The following is a 22,475-nucleotide window of genomic DNA, read 5'->3' as shown; positions in this document are numbered from 1 at the left end:
CTGAAACAGATCAGCGTGCCGGCCGGGGCGCGCCGCGCAATGTTGCCGCTCCTGGACCATCGACAAGCGATCTAACCTGAGTTGATTTGTGACTGTTGGGGCCCATATGGCTGGTGTGGCGGAGTAGGCGGCCGGACCGGGTTGCGCGGCGGTGGTGCGTCGTCAGCGGGCTATGTTGAGACGCGATGAATGCCGAACCCGATGAGGGGCCCCAGCCACCTCCGTTACCTCCGTCGTTGCTCGCGGTGTGGCCGATCATTCTGGTCGGCGCGTTGGGTTGGCTGATCGCCGTGATCGTCGCGTTCCTGGTCCCCAGCCTGGAGACGTTGCGCCCGATCGCCATCGCCGGACTCGGGGTGGGAGTGCTCGGCACCAGCGTGTTCGGCTGGCAACTCGCCGCCGCCCGACGAGGCGCCCGCGGCGCCCAGTCCGGGCTCGAAATCTTCCTCAACCAGAAGTGACGTCCACGAACTCCAGGAGGACCGATGGCAAGCCCGCTGCTGCAAGCTTCGATCGATATCGATGCGCCACCCACGAAGGTATGGGAGCTGATATCTGACTTTCGGCAGATGCCGCAGTGGAGCCCGCAATGCCGTTGGATGCGGCAATTCGGTCCGCTGCGCACCGGGACCCGCACTTTGAACCTCAATCGCCGCAACAAGCTCTTCTGGCCCACCACGTCCACGGTCGTCGAAGTCATCCCCCAGAAGAAGTTGTCCTTCCGGGTCGACACCAACCGCACTGTGTGGGCCTACGAGCTGGAAGCCCATGGCGATGGCACTCGTCTGACCGAAAGTCGGCATGCCGAAAACGGGGTCAGCGCGTTTTCCAGTCTGTCAGTCAAAGCGTTCCTCGGCGGAAACACGCGTTTCGAGAGCGAATTGGTCGACGGCATGAACACCTCGCTGGCGAAAATCAAGGCGGCCGCCGAGAAGGGCTAGGGCGACTGCTCGTCCTCCGAAGAATCCGAAGCCGTCGGGGCCGCCGCTGACTCGGTGGGCGACGTCTCCGCGGCCTCAGCAACCGGTTCCTCGGCAGCTGGTTCTTCGACGGTGGGTTCCGCGGCAACTGATTCTTCGACAGCTGGTTCTTCGACGGTTATTTCCTCGGCAATCGGTTGCTCGGCAGCCGGCGCCTCTACCTCGGCCACCTCGGCCACAGGCTCGTCCGCCGCAGGCTCCTCCACAGCCGGCCGCTCCACGACTTCGATCACGCCATCGTCATAAGGCTCATATGCCGGAGAGCCGATCGTCGCGGGTGCTGGCGTGTCGGAGTGGGCGCCGCAGCCGTACAGCTTGTCGACGACATGGCCGTCCGCTGACAGTTCGTTCCCGCAGATCCCGAACATCGAACCCAGCGACCCGGCCAGCGGCAGAAAGAAGCCGCAATCGCGGCACACGCGTTTGGTCGATCGTGACATCGCGGAGTTCGGCCCGTAGTCGCCCTCTTGCCACCGCTCCGCCGCTTCGGCCCGGCCCCAGGCACTCATCACCCAACGCCGCCCCAGGCCGATCTCCGAGGCCGTCTCGTCCACCTCCGCGTCGCCGCTGGAGCTGTAACCCGGCACCAGGCGCGGATCGTCCTTGACAGGCGCCAGCAGATCACCAGGGCCTAGATCTCCCGGTTGCACCCGTTGGTCCCACGGGATCCATTCAGGCGCCAACAGCGCGGTCGGCCCGGGAATCAGCACAACCTCGCTGATCGTTGCGTGGTCCGCGCCCGGGTAGGTGGCGACCACTACCGCCCACTGCCAGCCCTGGTAGCCAGGCTCGTGCGCCCGGAACCGGTGCGTGGCGGTGTTGGGATCTTCGTAACTAACGCCCAGGTAGTCGCCCACGGCGTCGGCCCCGCCGAACTCCACAACAGCGGCTTTGGCCTGCTCAGCCGCACCCGTCAGCACTCCGGCGAGATCATCGGGCCATGCCGTCATGGTCACGGCTCCCGTCGCCAGGGAGGACTCCTCGATGGGTCCGGTCACAGTTTCACCCTCAGTCAACTTGCTCGTGCTCTCAGCGCTGCGTTTCCAATACTGCCGGAAGACACGGTAGGCCAGCCACACCTGGTTTACTCCGCGGGGAGTCGGCATAGGACAGAATTAAAACGTGTCTGGACGGCGAGGTGATCATTCGGGCCGCATGGCCCCACCCCCGGGCCAGCGGTCGCGAGGCGAAACGGGCCGATCCTCGCAGCAGCATCCCGGGATGGCCAACTACCCGACCGGCGACGGCGACTACCGACGAACGCGTCGTCCCCCACCCATGGCGAGCGCCAACCGCTATCTGCCGCCGCTGAGCCAGGAGTCGCCCCCTGACCACGACGGCGACCCCACCCCGCCGCGGGGTTTCAACAACGGCGAACGGATCACCGTCACCCGCGCCGCGGCGATGCGCAGCCGGGAAATGGGCTCCCGGATGTACTGGATGGTGCAACGGGCGGCCACCGCCGACGGCGCCGACAAATCCGGGCTCACCGCGCTGACCTGGCCGGTGATGGCGAACTTCGCCGTCGACTCCGCAATGGCGGTTGCGCTGGCTAACACGCTGTTCTTCGCGGCAGCCAGCGGTGAAAGCAAGTCCAAAGTCGCCCTGTATCTGCTGATCACCATCGCCCCGTTCGCCGTGATCGCGCCGCTCATCGGTCCAGCGCTCGACAAGCTGCAGCACGGCAGGCGGGTAGCGCTGGCCATGTCGTTCGCGCTGCGCACCGCCTTGGCATTGATCCTCGTGATGAACTACGACAGCGTCAGCCGAAGTTTTCCGCCGTGGGTGCTGTACCCGTGCGCGCTGGCCATGATGGTGTTCTCGAAGTCTTTCAGCGTGCTGCGCAGCGCCGTCACGCCGAGAGTCATGCCGCCGAGCATCGATCTGGTCCGCGTCAATGCCCGACTGACGATGTTCGGCCTGCTGGGCGGCACTATCGCCGGCGGCGCCATCGCGGCCGGCGCCGAATTCGCCGGCGCGCACCTACTCAAACTGCCGGGCGCGCTGTTCGTCGTCGTCGCTGTAACGATCGTCGGGGCCCTGCTGTCGATGCGGATTCCGAGTTGGGTCGAGGTGACCGCAGGTGAGGTCCCGGCCACCTTGAGCTATCACCGCCACAGCGACTACCCGACGCACCACAACTGGCCCGAAGAACCCAAGAAGTCCGGCGACAAGCTTCGACAACCGTTGGGCCGCAACATCATCACCTCGCTGTGGGGCAACTGCACCATCAAGGTGATGGTCGGTTTCCTGTTCCTGTATCCGGCGTTCTTCGCAAAGGCGCATGACGCCAGCGGATGGGTCCAGCTGGCGATGTTGGGGACGATCGGCGCCGCCGCCGGAATCGGCAACTTCGCCGGAAACTTCACCAGTGCACGACTGAAGCTGGGCCGACCGGCTGTGCTGGTGGTGCGATGCACCGTGCTCGTCACCACGTCCGCGCTCGCCGCCGCGATCGCCGGGAATCTGGTCGTCACCGCCGTCGCGACCCTGATCACCTCGGGAGCCAGCGCCATCGCGAAGGCATCGCTGGATGCGTCGCTGCAGGACGACCTGCCTGAGGAGTCGCGAGCATCGGGTTTCGGGCGTTCGGAGTCGACGCTGCAGCTGGCCTGGGTACTCGGCGGCGCGCTCGGAGTATTGGTGTACACGGAATTGTGGATAGGGTTCACGGCGGTCAGCGCCCTGCTGATCCTTGGCCTGGCTCAAACGATCGTCAGCTTCCGGGGTAATTCGTTGATCCCCGGCCTTGGCGGTAATCGGCCGGTGATGGTCGAGCAGGAAGGCCGGCGCCTGGGTGCTCCGGCAGGCGGAGCGATGCCACAGTGAAACCAAAGATGAAGCGCGGCGTAGCCGCGCTGCTGGCGGTTGCGTTCGTATTGGTGGCCGGCGGCGCGGGGGTAGGAACGTGGCTGCTGGTGCACAGTCCGGGTCCGCACTACCCGACGATCAGCGCCTACACGCACGGCCATGACACCCGGGTCGGTCCGTACACGTACTGCAACGTCCTCAACCTCGACGACTGTCAGACGCCGCAGACGCAGGGCGAACTGAAGGTGAGCGAGCACGATCCGGTGCAGCTGTCGGTGCCTGAGGCCATCGGTCGGGCACCATGGCGCTTGCTGCAGATCTACGACGACCCGACAAACACCGCCACACGCTTCTTTCGGCCGAACGCCAAGCTGGCTGTAACCATCCCGACCGTCGACCCGCACCGCGGACGGCTGCGGGGGATCGTCGTTCAGCTACTGACGCTGGTGGTCGACAACGGTGAACTTCGGGAAGCCCCGCACGCGGAATGGTCTGTGCAACTCACCTACTGACGGGTGGCAGCACCCAAGCCTGGTGGCGGTGACGGGCTGCACTATTCCGGCACCGTCCCATCCGCGGGCGGCACGGCTCCGAACCACAGTTGTATTTATCGGTAACAGGGGGCTTGTCTTGATGACTGCTGCAATGGATTCACGTGACCCGGCCATCGATCAGCGACGTCGACAGCAACCAAGACCGTCACCGAAGGACATGCTTGCTGAGCTGCCGGCGTTTGTGGTGTTGGAAGAGATGGCCGCGCCGATCTTGGCAGTCGAGCACGACGGGACTGCGGTGTTCGCCAACGCAGCCTTTGCCGCCATGGTCGGCCGTAGCCGCGAAGCGGTGACGTCACTCGATATCCACCAGATCATGCGCACCAATACCACCGGGGATTCTGCAATTGCCGTGCTGAAGGCGCATGCTAACCAGATCGTTGAGCTGTATCACCGAGACGGTTCGAGCGTGCGCGCCCAAATGAGCAAGTCTGCGCTGCTGAGGAACGACGATCCCGTCGCCGTCGTGGTCTTCCATGACCTGACCGAGCAACTCTGGGTCACCGGCAAACGCTGATATTCACCTCGGCCAAACGCGCGCACTACGGTCCTCATTCGACGTTTCCGCCGGAAAATCGGCCCCAAGGGGATATTGACGCTGACGACACTATGTTGGACACTCGTACAACATTTAAAATTTAGCAATTTTAAGTGAACGCCTGATTAATTCGGGTAGCGGCGTAATCTTCGCTGCGTCAAACCCCCCTTCGGCGGCCATTCGGGCTGGCTTCCGCGAACAGGCAGCGAGGTACGCCGTGTCGTTGGTGATCGTTTCTCCCAGAATGCTGGCCTGTCCGGTGCGGCTGGCCTGATTGGCACTGAGGGCACGCATGGATCGAAGGGCAAACTCCTCTGAGGCGACTCTGAGCGCAGCAAAGGGCCCGCTCAACGCAGGCCCCGAGGACACGTGGCTGCGGAACTACGCCCCGTGGCCCTCCGGCACCCGCTCCCCCTCAACCGTCGGCCCGGGTGGCGTGCCGTCGCCGAACGGCCTGCCGCCCAACGCTTCCCGGCCATGTGGCGTCAGCCACCCGGACAGGATCGGCCCAACCGGCACGATCCTCGTCGGGTTGATGTCGGTGTGCACCATGTAGTAGTGCTGTTTGATCTGGACGAAGTCGGTGGTGTCGCCGAAACCCGGCGTCTGGAACAAGTCCCGCGCGTAGGCCCACAGCACCGGCATCTCCGACAACTTCGAACGGTTGCACTTGAAATGACCGTGATACACCGGGTCGAACCGGGCCAGCGTGGTGAATAGCCGCACGTCGGCCTCAGTAATGGTGTCCCCCACCAGATATCGCTGATCGGCCAGGCGCTTGCTGACCCAGTCCACCGCCGTGAACAGTCGGTCGTAGGCCGCGTCGTACGCCTCCTGCGACCCCGCGAAGCCGCAGCGGTACACGCCGTTGTTGATCTCGGTATAGACCCTCTTGTTCACCTCGTCGATCTCGTCCCGCAACTCCTCGGGGTACAACTGCGGGGCGCCCTCGCGATGAAACTCGGTCCACTCGGTGGAAAAGTCCAACGTGATTTGCGCGAAGTCGTTCGTGACGACCGCACCGGTCGGGACGTCGACGATCGCCGGCACGGTGATGCCCTTGGGGTACTCCGGGTCCCGCTTGAAGTAGGCGTCCTGTAACCGCGGAATCTTGAGCACCGGATCCACACCGTCGGGATCCAGGTCGAACGTCCAGCTCCGCTGGTCATGGGTCGGACCGCAAAAACCAATGGAGAGAACGGATTCGAGACCCAGCAGCCGTCGCACAATGATGGTGCGGTTGGCCCACGGGCAGGCCCGGGCCACCACCAGTCGGTATCGGCCCGGTTCGACCGGGTAGCCGTCGCGCCCGTCGGCGGTGATGCGAGTGGTGATGTAGTTGGCATCGCGGTTGTAGTCGCCTTTGCCGACGTAAGAGCCCATGGCGATATCCTGCCCCAGTCCCGGCTCGGCCTAGACTGCGGCTTCGGACTCCGCTACAAACCGCCGAGCCAGATTGGTCTCGGTGGACTCGCGCGGTTGCCAGTCCGCGATCCACGGCCCGGTGCCCTCAGACTGATCGATAATCCCGTTCTCCAGCCAGGTGTATCGACCATCCAGCACATCGTTCGTCACGGCAACATCGCTGCTGTCAGTATTGGTCCACAATTCGTGGAACAATGCATCGACCCGCAAAGTGGCTTGCTGACAGAACAATTCGGCCAATTCGTAGGCTTGCTGACCGACAACCGGGTCGGCTGCTCGTTGCGCTTCCGCCCTTACACATGCCGCCGACATGGCGAACAACTCGGCACCGATGTCGACGATGCGCCCGAGGAAGCCCTGCTTCTGCTCCAGCTTCGCCTGCCAACGAGCCATTCCGTAGAAGGTATTGCGAGCCAGCTTGCGACTGGAGCGCTCAATGAAGCGCAGGTGCGATGCCAGTGGGCCGAACTCGCCGTACGCAGTGGGTCGCTGCCCTTCTCCAAACACCAACTTGGGCAACCACTTTGCATAGAAACCACTGGCACCGACGGCGGCGGCAGCCTTCTGCCGCAAGTCCGCGTCGGCTTTGGCGAGGTCACCGGCGGCAGCCAGGTGCGAGTCGACAGCCTCGCGGGCGATGAGCAGTCGCATGATCTCGCTGGCGCCTTCGAAGATGCGGTTGATTCTCAGGTCGCGCAGGGACTGCTCCACCGGCGCCGCGCGCTCACCCCGCGCCGCGAGCGACTCCGCGGTCTCATAGCCGCGCCCGCCACGAATCTGCATCAGATCGTCGGCGATCACGCAAGCCATTTCGCTGCACCATAGTTTGGCCAGCGCCGCCTCGATCCGGATGTCGTTACGTCCTTCGTCGGCCATCTGGCCCGACAGTTCGACGACCGCGTCTAGCGCATAGGTGGTTGCGGCCATGAACCCGATCTTGCGCGCGACCGCTTCGTGCTTTCCGATCGGTTTGCCCCATTGGACGCGCTCCCGAGACCACTCGCGCGCAATCTTCAGCGACCACTTGGACGATCCCGTCACCATGGCCGGCAGAGCAAGTCGCCCAACGTTCAACGTCGTCAATGCAATTCGCAGGCCGTCACCCTCGCGGCCGATCAGATTCTCGGCAGGCACCCGAACCTGATGCATTCTCGTGACACCGTTCTCGATGCCGCGCAGACCCATGAACGTGTTGCGTCGCTCCACGGTGATCCCTGGTGAATCAGCTTCCACGACAAAGGCACTGATGCCGCCCCGATGCCCATCGCTCTTGGGCACTCGGGCCATCACCACGAGCAGTTCGGCCACCACTCCATTGGTGGTCCACAGCTTCACGCCCTCGAGTTCGTAGGCCGCCCCATCCTCGACCGGTGTCGCCGTGGACCCCAGGCGTGCCGGGTCTGAACCCACGTCGGGTTCGGTCAGCAGGAACGCCGAAATGGCACCGGCTGCGCAGCGCGGCAGAAACTTCCGCTTCTGCTCCTCGGATCCGGCCAGCTTGAGCGGCTCGGGCACCCCGATCGACTGATGAGCAGACAGCAATGCGCCCAGGCTGGGATGCACGGTGGACACCAGCATCAGCGCGCGGTTGTAGGCGACCTGCGACATGTCCAACCCGCCGTACTCCGACGAAATCTTCATCCCGAAGCAGCCCAATTCGGCTAAGCCCCTGACGCATTCGTCAGGTATCTGCGCGTCGCGCTCGATGACGCTGCCATCCACGGTCCCCAGGAACTCCCGCAGCTTCTCCAGGAACTCCGCCGTACGCGCCTCGTCGGCATCAGACGGCGTGGGGAAAGGATTGATCAGGTCCAGCGGGAAGCGGCCGAGAAACAACTCTTTGGCGAATGATGGCTTATCCCAGCCGCTTTCGCGAGATTCCTCAGCAACCGCCCTCGCCTGCTCCTCGGTGACCTGCGCCTGCTGTGCCATTGCTGCCTCCTCGTTGAAACATCACAACGAGGAGGGAGTACCCGCTTTGCTTCCGATAATCGTCGCGGCACGACGAAATCGGTCAGGCCTCGAACTCCCGGGCAACCGCCTTGACCACCTCGGAAATCTGCCGAGCGGTCTTGCGGTCCGGGTAGCGACCCTTGCGAAGTTCGGGCTGCACTGTGCTCTCCAGCAGCGTGATCATGTCCTCGACCATGCCGTGCAACTCGTCCGGGGTGTGCTTGTGTTCGGCCGGCGCCTCACGGCGCGTCCGAGCAGCCGTTTTGGCAAGGCTGGGTGGCGGATCGATCAACTTCAGGCTCAACGCCTGCGGCCCGCGGCGCCCCGACGCGATGCCGAACTCGACCTTCTGGCCCGCTTTGAGCCCTTCGACACCCGCGGGCAGCGCCGAGGAGCGGACGTAGACGTCCTCGCCATCCTCTTGCGACAGGAAGCCAAACCCCTTGTCGGAGTCATACCACTTCACTTTGCCGGTCGGCACTGCTCTCACCTGCTTGTCTGACGGGTCACTGGGTACACAACATAAAAATGCGTCCCGCATTCGCAGGACGCGATGACGCAGTCAGATCCTACTCGGACGCTTACCCGTCAAGCACCCCGGTTTCCCCGGCACTCGGTACGCTGGCGTTACCGCTGGAGGAGATATGCGCCTAATCCTGAATGTCATCTGGCTGGTATTCGGTGGTCTTTGGCTGGCCCTCGGGTACCTGCTGGCCGCACTCGTGTGTTTCCTATTGATAGTCACCATCCCGTTTGGTTTCGCGGCGCTGCGCATCGCTTCCTATGCGCTGTGGCCTTTCGGCCGGACGATCATCGAGAAGCCGGGAGCGGGGTCCGGGGCGTTGATCGGCAACGTCATCTGGGTGCTGCTGTTCGGGTTGTGGCTGGCCATCGCGCATGTGACGACCGCGATCGCGATGGCCGCGACCATCGTCGGGATTCCGCTCGCGCTTGCAAACCTGAAACTGATCCCGGTGTCCCTCCTGCCGTTAGGGAAAGAAATCGTTCCAGCCGACGCGCGGGCGGCCTGATGACGCTCACCGCACTGGGTGTCCCGTCGATGCCCGGTTCCGCCACGCAGGGTCGCCCAGCCGCACCGGCGCCTTCCGACGGGCCACTGATCGATACCTTCGGGCGCGTCGCCACCGATCTGCGGATATCGCTGACCGACCGTTGCAACCTGCGCTGCAACTACTGCATGCCGGCAGAGGGCCTGAACTGGCTGCCGGGCGATCAACTTCTCACAGCCGACGAGTTGGTCAGGTTGATGCACATCGCGGTGACCAGGCTCGGAGTCACGGGTGTGCGGTTCACCGGTGGTGAGCCGTTACTGGCCCGCCACCTCGACGAGGTGATTGCCGCGGCCGCCGGCCTGAAGCCCCACCCCGAGATCTCGCTCACCACCAATGGGGTCGCACTGGCGCGGCGCGCAGCCGCACTGGCCGCCGCGGGCCTGGACCGCGTCAATGTCTCGCTGGACAGCGTCAACCCCGCGCACTTCGCTGCCATCACCCGACGCGACCGCGTACACGACGTGCTGGCCGGTTTGGCCGCAGCCAAGGCCGCCGGCCTCGCGCCGGTCAAGGTCAACGCGGTGCTCGATCCCGTCACCGGCCGCTCCGACGTCGTCGAACTGTTGCGCTACTGCCTCGAGCACGGATACCAGTTGCGCGTAATCGAACAGATGCCCTTGGACGCCGGCCACCAGTGGCGCCGCGGCGTCGCACTCAGCGGCGACGACGTCCTTGCCGCGTTGCGTCCGCACTTCCGCCTCGAACCCGACCCGGCGCCACGTGGATCGGCGCCGGCGCAGCTCTGGCTGGTCGATACAGGCCCGAATACGCCGTCCGGCAAGTTCGGAGTCATCGCCTCGGTATCGCACGCATTCTGCGGCACGTGTGACCGCACCCGGCTGACCGCCGACGGTCAGATCCGCAGTTGCCTGTTCGCCACGGTAGAAACCGACCTTCGTGGCCTACTGCGGGGCGGCGCCACCGATGACGCCATCGAAGCGGCGTGGCGCGCGGCGATGTGGACCAAGCCCGCCGGCCACGGCATCAACGACCCGGGCTTCATCCAGCCGGACCGCCCGATGAGCGCGATCGGTGGCTGAGACGCCCGCTGGGACGTCCGAAACAGCCGTCCAGATCCAGGTGACGGTTCGGTATTTCGCCGCCGCCCGCGCGGCCGCGGGTGTCGAGTCGGAAACGGTCTCGCTACGAAGCGGCGCCACTGTCGCGCAATTGGTTGAGAACCTGGCGAATCGGGGTAATCCCCTGGCGACGGTTCTGCGCCGTTGTTCTTATCTCCGCGACGGAATTGCTGTCCGAGATGAGGCCACAGTGTTATCCGCCGGCGACATGGTTGACGTACTCCCTCCCTTCGCGGGCGGTTAATCGCTGTGATTTATATCACATAACGGAACGATAACAACGCGGCCACGCTCTGATGTCGGCTGCTATGACCAGCGCAAACACACACGTGTCCAGGCGTTTTACCCGCCGGATGTGACGAAAACATCCGCTCCTTCTACACGTGACGAGCGGACGTTTACCCGCTACCGTCTCGGGAGGCTCGTCAACGTAACCCGATAGATGGGCCCTCCTCTTACCTGTTGCGCGCCTAGCTCCATCCAGTAGGCAAGGGGATTCCGACCGCTGGATGGAGGCGGGGGACCCACCGGTCCACCGAGATCGGATTGGGGCCGTATGCGGCCCCTGGGGTGAAGCCGAAGTAGTCAACGACGACCACTTGGCCGGGTGACCTCTCCCACCCGAACCCGACAGCTGACCTCGCAGGCGTGTACACGAGAGGATTCAAAGCGTATGAGTGGACGGCACCGTAAACCCACTACCTCGAGCGTCAGCGTCGCCAAGATCGCCTTTACCGGCACGGTTCTCGGTGGCGGCGCCATCGCGATGGCCGGCCAAGCGGCGGCTGCGACAGACGCCGAGTGGGACCAGGTAGCTCGTTGCGAGTCCGGTGGAAACTGGGCGATCAACACCGGTAATGGGTTCTATGGCGGCGTTCAGTTCGCAGCAGGCACCTGGGCATCACACGGCGGTAGCGAATACGCCCCCTCTGCCCAGATGGCCACCAAAGACCAGCAGATCGCGATCGCCGAGCGCGTGCTGGCCAGTCAGGGCCGTGGTGCGTGGCCTGTCTGCGGCACCGGCCTGTCGGGCCCCTCGGCCCGCCAAGCGCCCGAGCCTGCAGGCTTCTCGTCCGACCAGCCGTTCCAGCTTCCGTGGCTCGGCGGCGAACAGCTCCCAGACCTGCCGCCGCCCGCTGAGGCGCCGGCGCCCGAGGCGCCTGCACCCGAGGTGCAGATGGCCGGCAACGACCTCACTGCTCCCCCGGCTGACCTACCGCCGGCTCCGGCCGATCTCGCGCCCGCCGACCCGGCACCGGCTGACCTGCCGCCCGCTCCCGCTGACCTGCCGCCTGCTCCGGCCCCGGCGGTTGTCGACACCGGCTTCCAGCCGGCCGACGTACCGCCCCCGGCGGACCTGCCGCCGGCGCCTGGTGACGTCGCCGAGCCGGTGGAGATCCACCAGGTTGCTTCCGTCGGCTACACCCAGCAGCTGTGGCAGTCGATCGTGGGCCAGGACATCTCCGGTAACGACGCGCTCGACGCGCTCGTCGCGGCTCCCGTCAACTGACAACGTTCATCGGCTTTCAAGGCTGAGCCCCGCAACCCTTTTGCGGGGCTCAGGCCGAGCCCACCCACTCTTCGGATCCGTCCTCGAAGAATTGGTGCTTCCACACCGGAAGTCGCTCCTTGATGGCGTCTACCAGCTGTGCGCAGGTGGCAAACGCCTGCTGCCGGTGATCTGCGGCCACAGCGGCAACCAGAGCCGCCTCTCCGATCTGCAACACCCCGACGCGGTGGCTGGCCGCGACCGCCCGGACGCCGCTGGCCTGTCCGGCGACCTGAGCGACCACCTCGGCAAAAACCTCCTGGGCCGACGGGTGCGCGGAATACTCCAGTCGCACGACATGACGTCCGCCGTCGTGATCGCGGATCATGCCGACGAAACCCACGATGGCTCCGGCAGATTGATGGCTGACGAGGGCTTCGTGCTCGGCGAGAAGGATTGGCTGTTCGGTCACTGCGGCGCGCAGGACCAGAGTCATCGCTGGTGGTCTTTACCGGCGAGCTGGTCCAGCGCGTGGACCAATACGTCGCCGAGCACCTCTAGTCCATCCCTGACGCCGCCGGGTGAACCCGGGAGATTGATGATCAGGGTCTTGCCCGCCACCCCGCACACCCCCCGCGACAGCATCGACGTCGGCACCTTCGACTCGCCGGCGCGACGAATCGCGTCGGCCAGTCCGGGAATGACGTAGTCCAGGACCGCTACAGTCTGCTCAGGCGTGGTGTCGGTGGGTGCAATACCGGTTCCACCCGAGGTGATGATGGCGTCGACGCCGTTGTCGAGGGCGTCATAGAGCGCTTCGCCTACCGGGTTCCCGTCGGCGACGACTTGCGGCGTTACAGGCAGAAACCCGTGCTCCTCCAGCCACTGCGCGATGATCGGTCCGCTTTCATCGGTATAGGTACCGGTGGAGGCGCGGGTGGAGGCGATGATGACTCGCGCTGTTCGGCTCATCGTCTCACCCAACTTCCGCTCCGGCCGCCTTCTTTGCGAAGCACCCGGATGTCGTCGATGCGCGCGGCCGGGTCGACCGCCTTGATCATGTCGTACAGGGTAAGCGCAGCAACACTGACGGCAGTCAACGCCTCCATCTCGACCCCGGTCCGGTCCGCGCTGCGCACGGTCGCGGTGATCTCGATCTGCGTTTCGCCAACGGTGAAGTCGACGTCGACGCCGGTGAGCGCGAGCTGATGGCACAGCGGTATCAGGTCGCTGGTGCGTTTGGCGGCCAGGATGCCGGCCACTCGCGCTGTAGCCAGCGCATCTCCTTTGGGTAGCCCACCAGTGGAGATCAGCGCAATTACATCCGCAGCGGTGCGCAAGACGCCGGCAGCGGCGGCGGTGCGCTTGGTGACGCCCTTCTCGGTGACGTCGACCATGTGCGCTGCCCCCCGGTCATCGAGGTGGGACAGCGCGGTCACTTGAGCATCATCTGCCTCTGCCGCCCCGGACATGCCGGCGATCTACCAGGTGGCGACCGTCACGGGATGAACGTATGGCAGTTCCTCGGCCGGGAGCGGAAACACCACTTCTCCGAACGGCGAGAGCGCGCCCGTGCGATCGGTCACGAGTTCGCTCACCGCGTGGTCATCGGGGTCGGTGGTCGGCCAGCCGTTATCCACGTACTTTGCTTTGCCCTTGTCAGCCACGCGCTCCATTCTGACAGGTCCAACCCCCGCCCGCGGCAGAAGGTGGTAGGTCGGGCATACCCTTGTTCAGCAATGACCGAACACACCCCGGATATCCCGCTGGGGTCTTGGTTGGCCGACCTGCCCGACGAGCAACTGATCGTGCTGTTGGAGCTGCGGCCCGACCTTGCCCAGCCGCCACCCGGCAGCATTGCGGCGCTGGCCGCGCGCGCCCAGGCGCGCCAGTCGGTCAAGGCTGCGACCGACGATCTCGACTTCCTGCAATTGGCGGTGCTGGACGCACTGCTGGTGCTGCAGGCCGATACGGAGTCGGTGCCGGTAACCAAGTTGCTGGCACTGATCGGCCAAGATGCTCCTCAGCCGGATGTGTTGACTGCGCTCGCCGACCTCAAGCGCCGCGCGCTGGTCTGGGGCGAGACCGCGGTGCGGGTGGCGGCCGATGCCAGCTCCTCGTTGCCCTGGCATCCCGGGCAGGTCACGCTCGAGGACCGCGCCCACACCGGGGACCAGATTGCAGCGTTGATCGCCGACCTCGACGCGCCCCGGCGCGATGTCCTGGACAAGTTGCTCGAAGGGTCTCCGATGGGCCGCACCCGGGATGCGGCACCCGGCGCGCCCTCGGACCGGCCGGTGCCCCAGTTGCTGACGGCGGGTCTGCTGCGGCGTATCGACGCCGAGACGGTGATCTTGCCCCGCCACGTGGGGCAGGTGCTGCGTGGCGAGAACCCCGGTCCGACGCAACTGAGCCAACCCGATCCGGTGGTTTCGACCACCAAGCCCGGCGACGTCGACGCCGCGGCCGCCGGAGCCGTCATCGACTTGCTCCGTCAGGTTGACGTGCTCATCGAAAACCTCAGCGCAACACCAGTTGCCGAGCTCCGCAGCGGCGGACTCGGGGTACGTGAAATCAAGCGACTGGCCAAGGCGACCGGAATCGAGGAGCCACGGCTGGGCTTGATTCTCGAGATCACCGCCGCCGCCGGTTTGATCGCCAGTGGCACACCAGATCCGGAGCCGGCCGGCGGTGATGGCCCGTATTGGGCGCCGACGACGACGGCTGACCGGTTCACCACGTTGAGCGCGGCCGACCGTTGGTACCTGCTGGCCGACACCTGGCTGGATCTGCCGGGCCGTCCAGCGCTCATCGGGACGCGCGGCCCTGATGCCAAACCCTATGGCGCCCTTTCGGATTTACTGTTCTCTACGGCGGCCCCACTGGACCGACGGCTGCTGCTGGACATGCTCGCCGACCTGCCTCCAGGTGGCGGAGTCGACGCGACGACGGCGTCTGCGGCGCTGATCTGGCGACGGCCACGTTGGGCCCGCCGCCTGCAGCCAGGCCCGGTCGCCGACCTGCTGGACGAGGGCCAGGCATTCGGCCTGGTCGGGCGCGGTGCGATCAGCACACCCGGCCGAGCACTGCTCAACGAAAAGAATGCCGGCGCCGGTGCCGAATCTGCGGCCACCGTTGACGCGATGACGCGAGCGCTGCCCAAACCGATCGACCACTTCCTGGTCCAGGCCGATCTCACGGTGGTGGTTCCGGGGCCCTTGGACCGAAACCTCGCCGAGGAGTTGGCTACCGTCGCGACCGTCGAGTCGGCCGGCGCAGCGATGGTCTACCGGGTCAGCGAGTCGTCGTTACGGCACGCACTCGACATCGGCAAGACCCGAGACTGGATGCACGAATTTTTCGCCGGCCACTCGAAAACCGCAGTGCCGCAGGGGCTTACTTACCTCATCGACGACGTTGCGCGCCGCCACGGCCAGCTGCGCATCGGCATGGCCGCCTCGTTCGTGCGCTGCGAGGACCCCGCGCTGCTGGCCCAGGCGGTAGCGGCACCGGCCACCGAAGGGCTGCAACTGCGCGCGCTGGCTCCCACGGTGGCGGTGTCACAGGCGTCGATCGCCGAAGTACTCGTCGCATTGCGGTCGGCGGGGTTTGCCCCGGCCGCCGAGGATTCCACCGGCGCGATCGTCGACGTGCGCAGCCGCGGCGCCCGGTTGCCCCCACCTCAGAACCGTCGGCCTTACCGGCCCTCGCCACGACCCAGCAGTGACACCCTCAACGCCGTCGTCGGGGTGCTACGCAAGTTGACGGCAGCGCCGTTCGGCAACACCCGCGTCGACCCCGCCGTCGCCATGTCGCTGCTGCAACGCGCCGCCAAGGAACAGGAAACCGTGCTGATCGGTTACCTAGATGCGGCAGGAGTTGCTACCCAGCGGGTGGTGTCGCCGATCGTCGTCAAGGGCGGCCAGCTGATGGCCTTCGATTCGGCGTCCAGTCGGCTGCGCGACTTTGCCATCCACCGCATCACCTCAGTGATGTCGGCCGACAACGGATAATGAGTCCCATGACCGACGGACCCCTGATCGTGCAGTCCGACAAGACCGTGCTGCTCGAGGTGGATCATGAGCTCGCCGGAGCGGCACGCGCCGCCATCGCGCCGTTCGCCGAGTTGGAGCGCGCGCCGGAGCACATACACACCTATCGCATCACGCCACTGGCGCTGTGGAACGCCCGAGCCGCAGGCCACGACGCCGAGCAGGTGGTCGATGCGCTGGTGAGTTTCTCCCGGTACGCGGTGCCACAGCCGTTGCTGGTCGACATAGTCGACACCATGGCCCGCTACGGCCGGCTGCAACTGGTCAAGCACCCTGCCCACGGTCTGATGCTGGTGAGTTTCGATCGGGCCGTGCTCGAGGAAGTGTTACGCAACAAGAAGATCGCTCCGATGCTTGGCGCCCGGATCGATGACGACACGGTCGTCGTGCACCCCAGCGAACGCGGCCGCGTCAAGCAGATGTTGCTCAAGATCGGCTGGCCTGCAGAGGACCTCGCGGGCTATGTGGACGGCGAAGCCCATGCGATCAGCCTGCAGACCGATGGGTGGGAGCTCCGCGACTATCAGCAGCTCGCCACCGACTCGTTCTGGGCGGGCGGTTCCGGTGTGGTGGTGCTTCCCTGTGGTGCCGGCAAGACATTGGTCGGTGCAGCAGCCATGGCCAAAGCCCAAGCCACGACGCTGATTCTGGTCACCAACATCGTCGCGGCCCGGCAATGGAAACGTGAGCTGGTCGCACGCACCACGTTGACCGAGGAGGAGATCGGCGAATACTCGGGCGAGCGCAAGGAGATTCGGCCCGTCACCATCTCGACGTACCAGATGGTCACCCGTCGCACCAAAGGCGAATATCAGCACCTCGAGCTGTTCGACAGCCGCGACTGGGGGCTGATCATCTACGACGAAGTGCATCTGCTGCCCGCTCCGGTTTTCCGGATGACCGCGGACCTGCAGTCGAGGCGGCGACTTGGCCTGACGGCAACGCTGATTCGCGAAGACGGCCGTGAAGGCGACGTGTTCTCCCTGATCGGTCCGAAGCGATATGACGCGCCATGGAAGGACATCGAGGCACAGGGTTGGATCGCGCCGGCGGAGTGCGTCGAAGTGCGCGTCACAATGACCGACAACGAACGGATGATCTACGCCACCGCCGAGCCGGAAGAACGCTACAAGCTGTGCTCGACCGTGCACACCAAAATCGCTGTGGTCAAGTCGATTCTGGCGAAGCACCCTGGTGAGCAGACGCTGGTGATCGGCGCCTACCTCGACCAGCTCGATGAACTCGGCGCCGAACTGGACGCCCCAGTGCTGCAGGGTTCGACCAGAACCAAGGAACGCGAGGCGCTGTTCGACGCTTTCCGGCGTGGCGAGATCTCCACGCTGGTGGTGTCCAAGGTCGCCAACTTTTCCATTGACCTTCCGGAAGCCTCTGTAGCGGTGCAGGTTTCGGGAACCTTCGGGTCCCGGCAGGAGGAGGCACAGCGGCTGGGCCGGCTGCTGCGACCGAAAGCCGATGGCGGCGGCGCCATTTTCTATTCGGTCGTGGCCCGCGACAGCCTGGACGCCGAATACGCCGCGCACCGTCAGCGCTTCCTGGCCGAGCAGGGCTACGGCTACATCATTCGCGACGCCGATGACCTGCTAGGCCCCGCCATCTAGTCTCACCGCGAGCAGGTATCAGAGCGACAGGATCGTCGCCGACGCGGTGCCCGGCGCGCCGTACACCTGGGCCAAGCCGACCTGTGGGTTGCCGGGCACCTGACGTTCGCCCGCTTCCCCGCGCAACTGTCGCACCAGCTCGTGCATCTGCCGCAAGCCCGAGGCGCCGATGGGTTCGCCGTTGGCGATCAGCCCGCCGTCGGTATTGACCGGCAAGGACCCGTGAATCTCGGTCGCACCGTCGGCCAACAACTTTTCCTGATCGCCATGGGCACACAGACCAGTCTCGGCCATGTGAATGACCTCATTGCCGGCATCGGTGTCCTGCAGTTGGGCCACGTCGACGTCCTCAGGCCCGATCCCCGCAGCCTCGTAAGCCGCCTTCGACGCGTACACCGTCGGTGAGACATCCTCGTCCAACGGAGCGAAAGTGGCATGCACTTCGTAGGCCCCGTAGCGACGGGTGCGGATCTCACAGGCACGCACATACACCGGCTTGTCGGTGTACTTGTGCGCGATGTCGGCCCGGCACATGACAACCGCCGCGGCCCCTTCGTCGGGAGCACAGAACATGTACTGGGTCAGGGGGTAGTTGAGCACCGCCGAGTTGAGGATCTCTTCCTCCGAGATTGCCTTGCGGCGGAAGGCATTCGGGTTCAGCGCACCATTGCGGAAATTCTTCGCGGCGACCTTGGCCAGGGTGGCCTGGGAAATGTTGTGGTCGTGCAGGTACTTGTTGGCCTTCATGCCGAAGAACTTGGTGGTGACGAACTGCCCGTTCTGGGCGTACCACTGCGGCAACGCAAGTTTGGCGGGGTCGTCGGTGAAGGCACCGCGTGGATGCTTGTCCAGCCCGATGGCGATGCCAATGTCGTACTTGCCCAACCGGATCGTGTCGGCGGTCTGCTGGATGGCGCTGGCCGCGGTGGCGCAGGCGTTGAACACGTTGGTGAATGTGATGCCCGTGAGCCCAACCAGTCGGGTCACCGCGTCGGGATTGGATACCTCGTGGCTACCGCCGAACCCGAACTGGATGTCCTTCCATTCCAACCCGGCGTCGGTGAGCGCGAATTGAATCGCCTCGGCACCCATCTGCATCGCGGTCTTGTCGAATCTGCCGAAGGGATGCAGGCCCACTCCGATGATGGCGACGTCGTTGGTCATCTCAGCCTCCTGGGTCCTGTTAGACCGGCTCGAACGCGAAGGTGATGATCTCTTCGCCCTCTTCATTCGTTACCAACGGCACCATGGTGAGCTCGACCTCCTGGCCGAACTGCAGCTTGGCCGGGTCGTTCTCGGTGAGTCGGCCCTCGACTCGGATCACGTCACCGAGTTGCACCAGGCCCACCCCGAACGGCACGAAATGCTTGCCGGTGGGCCCGGCGTACGGAGCGCCGGGCGGGAATCCTTGCGTGGTCCACGCGATCAGGCTGCCGCGGCGCGGCAACAGCACCTGGCTCATCTCCCCTCGGCTGCAACGCGGACACCGTTCCTGCTCGGGGAACGTGGTGGCCTCGCAGTTGCCGCAGCGGCTGCCGATCAACTGTGGATTGTCGTCGGGCCAGGTCGAAATGCCAGGGTCGAGTGCTTTTTGCATCGAGGGTCCTCCGTCGTCGGACGTGAGAAATAATGCGACTCACCAAACCGTACAACAGGGTTCCGGAAAGATGGAAATCCCATTCTCAATCTGGGCAGCACTCCGCTTGCAATTGCCGCTACGCCGAAATCGCCCAGCAATTACGATTTGGCCATGTCGCTTGAGGTTGGCCAGGTGTTCGCCGGCTACACGATCCTGCGGGAGCTCGGCGCGGGGGGAATGGGGAAGGTATTTCTGGCGACGCATCCACGGCTACCCCGCGACGACGCCATCAAGGTTTTGCCCGCCGAGTTCACCGACGCCTCGGAGTATCGCGCGCGTTTTGCCCGCGAAGCGGATCTGGCCGCGGGCTTGTCGCACCCCCACATCGTGCGGATTTATGACCGCGGCGAGGACGAGGGCCGGCTGTGGATCTCGATGGACTACGTGTCGGGCACCGACGTCTCACACCTGCTGCGCGAGCGGTACCAGAGCGGCATGCCCGTCGACGAGGTCGTGTCGACAATCACCGCCGTCGCCTCGGCGCTGGACTACGCGCACCACCGCGGCCTGTTGCACCGCGACGTCAAACCGGCCAACATCCTGCTGTCCGACCTCGAAGGTCAGCAGCGCCGGGTATATCTCGCCGACTTCGGCATCGCCCGCCTGATGGATGACTCCTCGGGTTTGACTGCCACCAACATGGCGGTGGGCACCATTGCCTACGCCGCACCCGAGCAGCTCAAAGGCGATCCGGTGGACGGTCGCGCCGACCAGTATGCGTTGGCCTGCACCGCATTTCATATGCTGACCGGCGCACCGCCGTACGCCGATTCCAATCCCACCGTGGTGATCACCCAGCACATCAGCGCCCCACCCCCGTCGATCGGAGCGCGCCGGACCGAGCTGGGCGGACTCGACACCGTGTTCGCCGCTGCAATGGCCAAGGCCCCGGCCGATCGATTCGGCAACTGCAGCGATTTCGCCGCCGAACTGAGCCGACACCTTTCTCCCTATCACCACGACAGTTCAGTCTCCTTGTCCGCCCAGCACACTCAGCCGGCGATTGTGCTCCCCTATCCGCCCACGGCACCGATCCGACAGCCGAAGCAACGAAGGAACGCCTTCATTGTTGGCGCGTTGATCGCGATTGCGTTGCTGATCGTCGGCGGAGTCTTCGCCGGCGTCAAACTCACCCAGTCCCACAACAGATCCACCCCCGCCTCCCCCAAACCGACTGCCGGCCCGGAAAACAAGCCTCAAGGCTCGACGGCGGCGCCGCAGCCGGGACCCTTTACCGGCACCTATCGCGCCGACTTCGGACCTGTCGGCAACCTGGACGACCAACCATCGCCGGGCGCGGCACCCACGGTCGGCAGCTACGGCGTGCGATCGGTGTGCGGCGGCGCCGGGTGCGTAGCGACAGCGTCGCGCCTCAAGGGTGAGGCCACTTTCGCCACGACGATGGTGTTCGACCAAGTGGGCGCGAAATGGATTTCGGTGGCCCTTTCCACCAACCGGTGTCGCGACAGCACCGGCGAAATCTGGGAGGTGTTCGTGCTACAGGCACAGCCTGACGGCACGTTCACCGGCGAACACACCCGCACAGCGCGCAACAACTGCCAGGAGAAGCGGACGGTGAAGTTCACCCGCACCGGCGACGTCGACCCCGGACTTCCCGACCCGGCCACACTCCCGCCGCGGGTGTCCTCGGCGGCCGAAGCACTGCACGGCCACTACAAGTTGACCCGGGTCTTCGTCGGCGGAAACCCTGAGCAACTGGGCAATTCGCTGATCATCACCTACTGTCTGCGCACCGGCGATCGGTGCATGAGCTACTTCCACTCCAAAACCGGTGATGTACCGATGATTTTCCAAGGCACCGCCTGGACCTGGGATGACTCGAGCAACGGGAAGTGTCCCAATGGAGACGCGGCGACCCTGAAAGCCAACGGCCAGTACCCGCTACCCCAACCGATGCAAGATCCGATTCCCACTCTCACCGGCAACGGGCGATGGGTGCAGACGGGATCCTGCGCGGTCAATGTCGATTTCGCCGAAACGTTCACGCGCACAGGCGATTAAGAAAATGCCGCTGCAGGTCGGCCAAGAGTTTGCAGGGTATAAGATTCTGCGTGTCCTAGGCGCCGGGGGCATGGGCACGGTGTACTTGGCGACCCATCCGCGGTTGCCGCGGGACGACGCACTCAAGGTGTTGCCGGCGGAGTTCACCGGCGATGAGGAGTATCGCGCGCGGTTCACCCGCGAAGCCGATCTGGCCGCTGGCCTGTCTCATCCGCAGATCGTGGGGATCCAAGACCGCGGCGAACATGACGGCCAGTTGTGGATTTCGATGGACTATGTGGCCGGCACTGATGTCGCTCAACTGGTGACGGAGCGCTACCAGTCCGGCATGCCCGTCGAGGAGGTGGCCTCGATCGTGACCGCGGTCGGATCGGCACTGGACTATGCCCACTACCGCGGCCTGCTGCACCGCGACGTCAAGCCGGCCAACATCTTGCTGACCGATCCTGACCGGCAGGGACGGCGGATCTATCTGGCAGATTTCGGCATCGCCCGCCGCATCAACGATTCAGCGGGACTGACCGGAACCAACATGGCGGTTGGCACTGTCGCCTACGCCGCCCCTGAACAACTCCGAGGTGAACCGCTCGACGGCCGCGCCGACCAATATGCATTGGCCTGCACGGCATTTCACCTGCTGACCGGCATGCCTCCCTACGCGCACGACAACCCGACAGTGGTCGTCGCCCAACACGTCAGTGCCCCACCGCCCTCGATCAGCGCCCGTCGCGCCCAGTTGGCGGGACTGGATTGGGTGTTCATGCGAGCCATGGCCAAGGAGCCGTGGGGCCGGTTCGGTACCTGTAGCGAGTTCGCCGCCCTGGTAAGCAGTTTCCTCACCGGCGAATACAGCGGCACCCAGCCTGCCTTCCCCGTCTCCGCACCCATCCCGTTTGCGGCCACCGCCCCCACCTTGCCAACACCCGCCGAAAACAAGCCCGGTCGAAGAACCGGCATACTCGTCGGCGCCCTGCTCGTTGTCGCCCTGCTGATCGGCGTCGGCATCTTCGCCACTACCCAACTCACCCAAAAGCCTCGCGCCACCCCGTCCGCTACCAGTTCCGCGCCGACCACCACTGTCACCCTGGCGCCCCCGCCAACCACGACTTCCGTCACCCCCGACACCCCCGGCCCCTTCAACGGCACCTACCGGGCCGACTTCGGAGCGGACACCGACCTCGACGGCAACCCCGGCACAGCCGGACCCGTCACGGTCGCCTACGGCCTGCGCTCGTTGTGCC

The 22,475-nt window shown here is 65.1% G+C and carries 21 protein-coding genes, 2 pseudogenes and 1 riboswitch; of the genes and pseudogenes, 13 read left to right on the top strand and 10 right to left on the bottom strand.

Features of this window, described 5'->3' with window-relative positions:
- The first annotated feature begins 185 nt into the window (after window positions 1-185).
- Together ACZY1I_RS08275 and ACZY1I_RS08270 are read left to right on the top strand one after the other, a co-directional pair.
- Window positions 186-461 (top strand): DUF2530 domain-containing protein, encoded by a 276-nt coding sequence (locus tag ACZY1I_RS08275; RefSeq protein WP_463753868.1) that lies wholly within the window; start codon window positions 186-188, stop codon window positions 459-461.
- Window positions 462-485: 24 nt separating this feature from the next.
- Entirely contained in the window at window positions 486-941 is a 456-nt protein-coding gene (locus tag ACZY1I_RS08270; protein WP_463753867.1) for an SRPBCC family protein, read from the top strand.
- A gap of 245 nt (window positions 942-1,186) precedes the next feature.
- On the opposite strand, the pseudogene ACZY1I_RS08265 reads toward ACZY1I_RS08270, so the two are convergent.
- Window positions 1,187-1,978, bottom strand: a pseudogene (locus ACZY1I_RS08265) (DUF3027 domain-containing protein); the annotation flags it as partial.
- A gap of 157 nt (window positions 1,979-2,135) precedes the next feature.
- Here ACZY1I_RS08265 and ACZY1I_RS08260 point away from each other — a divergent pair.
- The 3 genes from ACZY1I_RS08260 to ACZY1I_RS08250 all read left to right on the top strand — a co-directional run bounded on the left by ACZY1I_RS08260 (window position 2,136) and on the right by ACZY1I_RS08250 (window position 4,862).
- Window positions 2,136-3,809 (top strand): MFS transporter, encoded by a 1,674-nt coding sequence (locus ACZY1I_RS08260; RefSeq protein WP_463753866.1) that lies wholly within the window; start codon window positions 2,136-2,138, stop codon window positions 3,807-3,809.
- An 8-nt stretch (window positions 3,810-3,817) separates the two neighbouring features.
- Window positions 3,818-4,303: a DUF2771 domain-containing protein gene (locus ACZY1I_RS08255; RefSeq protein WP_463753865.1), complete on the top strand. Its 486-nt coding sequence runs from the start codon at window positions 3,818-3,820 to the stop codon at window positions 4,301-4,303.
- A gap of 199 nt (window positions 4,304-4,502) precedes the next feature.
- Window positions 4,503-4,862, top strand: a complete 360-nt coding sequence (locus ACZY1I_RS08250) for a PAS domain-containing protein (RefSeq protein ID WP_463753864.1) — start codon at window positions 4,503-4,505, stop codon at window positions 4,860-4,862.
- Window positions 4,863-5,264: 402 nt separating this feature from the next.
- On the opposite strand, the gene ACZY1I_RS08245 is transcribed toward ACZY1I_RS08250, so the two are convergent.
- The 3 genes from ACZY1I_RS08245 to ACZY1I_RS08235 all read right to left on the bottom strand — a co-directional run bounded on the left by ACZY1I_RS08245 (window position 5,265) and on the right by ACZY1I_RS08235 (window position 8,742).
- The gene (locus ACZY1I_RS08245; RefSeq protein ID WP_463753863.1) at window positions 5,265-6,266 is read right to left on the bottom strand and encodes a glutathione S-transferase family protein; all 1,002 of its coding nucleotides are present in this window, start codon (window positions 6,264-6,266) and stop codon (window positions 5,265-5,267) included.
- Between the two features lie 30 nt (window positions 6,267-6,296).
- Entirely contained in the window at window positions 6,297-8,240 is a 1,944-nt protein-coding gene (locus ACZY1I_RS08240; RefSeq protein ID WP_463753862.1) for an acyl-CoA dehydrogenase family protein, read from the bottom strand.
- Between the two features lie 82 nt (window positions 8,241-8,322).
- Window positions 8,323-8,742, bottom strand: a complete 420-nt coding sequence (locus ACZY1I_RS08235; RefSeq protein WP_463753861.1) for a cold-shock protein — start codon at window positions 8,740-8,742, stop codon at window positions 8,323-8,325.
- 163 nt (window positions 8,743-8,905) lie between these two features.
- Here ACZY1I_RS08235 and ACZY1I_RS08230 point away from each other — a divergent pair, with 163 nt between their 5' ends.
- From ACZY1I_RS08230 to ACZY1I_RS08215, 4 genes are all read left to right on the top strand, one after another.
- Window positions 8,906-9,292: a YccF domain-containing protein gene (locus ACZY1I_RS08230; RefSeq protein ID WP_463753860.1), complete on the top strand. Its 387-nt coding sequence runs from the start codon at window positions 8,906-8,908 to the stop codon at window positions 9,290-9,292.
- Window positions 9,292-10,374, top strand: a complete 1,083-nt coding sequence (moaA, locus tag ACZY1I_RS08225) for a GTP 3',8-cyclase MoaA (protein ID WP_463753859.1) — start codon at window positions 9,292-9,294, stop codon at window positions 10,372-10,374. Before ACZY1I_RS08230 ends, moaA begins: the two co-directional genes overlap by 1 nt.
- Complete coding sequence (locus ACZY1I_RS08220) at window positions 10,367-10,657, top strand: MoaD/ThiS family protein (protein WP_463753857.1); 291 nt, start codon at window positions 10,367-10,369, stop codon at window positions 10,655-10,657. Before moaA ends, ACZY1I_RS08220 begins: the two co-directional genes overlap by 8 nt.
- Before the next feature lie 242 nt (window positions 10,658-10,899).
- A riboswitch (cyclic di-AMP (ydaO/yuaA leader) is annotated at window positions 10,900-11,079 on the top strand.
- A 7-nt stretch (window positions 11,080-11,086) separates the two neighbouring features.
- Window positions 11,087-11,923: a transglycosylase family protein gene (locus ACZY1I_RS08215; RefSeq protein ID WP_463753856.1), complete on the top strand. Its 837-nt coding sequence runs from the start codon at window positions 11,087-11,089 to the stop codon at window positions 11,921-11,923.
- A gap of 49 nt (window positions 11,924-11,972) precedes the next feature.
- Here ACZY1I_RS08215 and ACZY1I_RS08210 read toward each other — a convergent pair whose 3' ends face one another.
- Genes ACZY1I_RS08210 through ACZY1I_RS08195 form a run of 4 tightly spaced genes read right to left on the bottom strand, consistent with a single transcriptional unit; the run spans window position 11,973 to window position 13,578 of the window.
- Window positions 11,973-12,398, bottom strand: a complete 426-nt coding sequence (locus ACZY1I_RS08210; RefSeq protein ID WP_463753855.1) for a molybdenum cofactor biosynthesis protein MoaE — start codon at window positions 12,396-12,398, stop codon at window positions 11,973-11,975.
- Window positions 12,395-12,874, bottom strand: a complete 480-nt coding sequence (locus tag ACZY1I_RS08205) for a MogA/MoaB family molybdenum cofactor biosynthesis protein (RefSeq protein ID WP_463753854.1) — start codon at window positions 12,872-12,874, stop codon at window positions 12,395-12,397. Before ACZY1I_RS08205 ends, ACZY1I_RS08210 begins: the two co-directional genes overlap by 4 nt.
- Complete coding sequence (gene moaC, locus ACZY1I_RS08200; RefSeq protein ID WP_463753853.1) at window positions 12,871-13,374, bottom strand: cyclic pyranopterin monophosphate synthase MoaC; 504 nt, start codon at window positions 13,372-13,374, stop codon at window positions 12,871-12,873. Before moaC ends, ACZY1I_RS08205 begins: the two co-directional genes overlap by 4 nt.
- A 9-nt stretch (window positions 13,375-13,383) precedes the next feature.
- Window positions 13,384-13,578, bottom strand: a complete 195-nt coding sequence (locus tag ACZY1I_RS08195) for a hypothetical protein (protein ID WP_463753852.1) — start codon at window positions 13,576-13,578, stop codon at window positions 13,384-13,386.
- A 63-nt stretch (window positions 13,579-13,641) separates the two neighbouring features.
- On the opposite strand from ACZY1I_RS08195, the gene ACZY1I_RS08190 reads away from it, so the two are divergent.
- Together ACZY1I_RS08190 and ACZY1I_RS08185 are read left to right on the top strand one after the other, a co-directional pair.
- On the top strand, window positions 13,642-15,915 hold the full coding sequence (locus tag ACZY1I_RS08190; protein ID WP_463753851.1) for a helicase-associated domain-containing protein: 2,274 nt from the start codon (window positions 13,642-13,644) through the stop codon (window positions 15,913-15,915).
- Window positions 15,916-15,923: 8 nt separating this feature from the next.
- Window positions 15,924-17,573, top strand: a complete 1,650-nt coding sequence (locus ACZY1I_RS08185) for a DNA repair helicase XPB (protein WP_463753850.1) — start codon at window positions 15,924-15,926, stop codon at window positions 17,571-17,573.
- Window positions 17,574-17,591: 18 nt separating this feature from the next.
- On the opposite strand, the gene ACZY1I_RS08180 is transcribed toward ACZY1I_RS08185, so the two are convergent.
- The gene (locus ACZY1I_RS08180) at window positions 17,592-18,737 is read right to left on the bottom strand and encodes a thiolase family protein (protein WP_463753849.1); all 1,146 of its coding nucleotides are present in this window, start codon (window positions 18,735-18,737) and stop codon (window positions 17,592-17,594) included.
- Window positions 18,738-18,756: 19 nt separating this feature from the next.
- Entirely contained in the window at window positions 18,757-19,170 is a 414-nt protein-coding gene (locus ACZY1I_RS08175; protein WP_463753848.1) for a Zn-ribbon domain-containing OB-fold protein, read from the bottom strand.
- Window positions 19,171-19,323: 153 nt separating this feature from the next.
- On the opposite strand from ACZY1I_RS08175, the gene ACZY1I_RS08170 reads away from it, so the two are divergent.
- Together ACZY1I_RS08170 and ACZY1I_RS08165 are read left to right on the top strand one after the other, a co-directional pair.
- A complete protein-coding gene (locus ACZY1I_RS08170; RefSeq protein WP_463753847.1) occupies window positions 19,324-21,234 on the top strand; it encodes a serine/threonine-protein kinase in 1,911 nt (636 codons plus the stop codon).
- Window positions 21,134-22,379, top strand: a pseudogene (locus ACZY1I_RS08165) (serine/threonine-protein kinase); the annotation flags it as partial. The gene ACZY1I_RS08170 and the pseudogene ACZY1I_RS08165, both read left to right, overlap by 101 nt.
- Between the last annotated feature and the right edge of the window lie 96 nt (window positions 22,380-22,475).

Source organism: Mycobacterium sp. IDUB_37 (assembly GCF_055419245.1).
This window is presented reverse-complemented; position numbering and strand designations above follow the sequence as displayed.

Excerpts from the sequence above, each read along its gene's own strand:
- ACZY1I_RS08210 (WP_463753855.1), bottom strand. The coding sequence starts at position 12,398 with ATGACTCTGGTCCTGCGCGCCGCAGTGACCGAACAGCCAATCCTTCTC.
- ACZY1I_RS08195 (WP_463753852.1), bottom strand. The coding sequence starts at position 13,578 with ATGGAGCGCGTGGCTGACAAGGGCAAAGCAAAGTACGTGGATAACGGC.
- moaA (WP_463753859.1), top strand. The coding sequence starts at position 9,292 with ATGACGCTCACCGCACTGGGTGTCCCGTCGATGCCCGGTTCCGCCACG.
- ACZY1I_RS08180 (WP_463753849.1), bottom strand. The coding sequence starts at position 18,737 with ATGACCAACGACGTCGCCATCATCGGAGTGGGCCTGCATCCCTTCGGC.
- ACZY1I_RS08215 (WP_463753856.1), top strand. The coding sequence starts at position 11,087 with ATGAGTGGACGGCACCGTAAACCCACTACCTCGAGCGTCAGCGTCGCC.
- ACZY1I_RS08240 (WP_463753862.1), bottom strand. The coding sequence starts at position 8,240 with ATGGCACAGCAGGCGCAGGTCACCGAGGAGCAGGCGAGGGCGGTTGCT.
- ACZY1I_RS08255 (WP_463753865.1), top strand. The coding sequence starts at position 3,818 with ATGAAGCGCGGCGTAGCCGCGCTGCTGGCGGTTGCGTTCGTATTGGTG.
- ACZY1I_RS08170 (WP_463753847.1), top strand. The coding sequence starts at position 19,324 with ATGTCGCTTGAGGTTGGCCAGGTGTTCGCCGGCTACACGATCCTGCGG.
- ACZY1I_RS08270 (WP_463753867.1), top strand. The coding sequence starts at position 486 with ATGGCAAGCCCGCTGCTGCAAGCTTCGATCGATATCGATGCGCCACCC.
- moaC (WP_463753853.1), bottom strand. The coding sequence starts at position 13,374 with ATGTCCGGGGCGGCAGAGGCAGATGATGCTCAAGTGACCGCGCTGTCC.
- ACZY1I_RS08185 (WP_463753850.1), top strand. The coding sequence starts at position 15,924 with ATGACCGACGGACCCCTGATCGTGCAGTCCGACAAGACCGTGCTGCTC.
- ACZY1I_RS08260 (WP_463753866.1), top strand. The coding sequence starts at position 2,136 with ATGGCCCCACCCCCGGGCCAGCGGTCGCGAGGCGAAACGGGCCGATCC.
- ACZY1I_RS08175 (WP_463753848.1), bottom strand. The coding sequence starts at position 19,170 with ATGCAAAAAGCACTCGACCCTGGCATTTCGACCTGGCCCGACGACAAT.
- ACZY1I_RS08245 (WP_463753863.1), bottom strand. The coding sequence starts at position 6,266 with ATGGGCTCTTACGTCGGCAAAGGCGACTACAACCGCGATGCCAACTAC.
- ACZY1I_RS08205 (WP_463753854.1), bottom strand. The coding sequence starts at position 12,874 with ATGAGCCGAACAGCGCGAGTCATCATCGCCTCCACCCGCGCCTCCACC.
- ACZY1I_RS08190 (WP_463753851.1), top strand. The coding sequence starts at position 13,642 with ATGACCGAACACACCCCGGATATCCCGCTGGGGTCTTGGTTGGCCGAC.
- ACZY1I_RS08250 (WP_463753864.1), top strand. The coding sequence starts at position 4,503 with ATGCTTGCTGAGCTGCCGGCGTTTGTGGTGTTGGAAGAGATGGCCGCG.
- ACZY1I_RS08275 (WP_463753868.1), top strand. The coding sequence starts at position 186 with ATGAATGCCGAACCCGATGAGGGGCCCCAGCCACCTCCGTTACCTCCG.
- ACZY1I_RS08230 (WP_463753860.1), top strand. The coding sequence starts at position 8,906 with ATGCGCCTAATCCTGAATGTCATCTGGCTGGTATTCGGTGGTCTTTGG.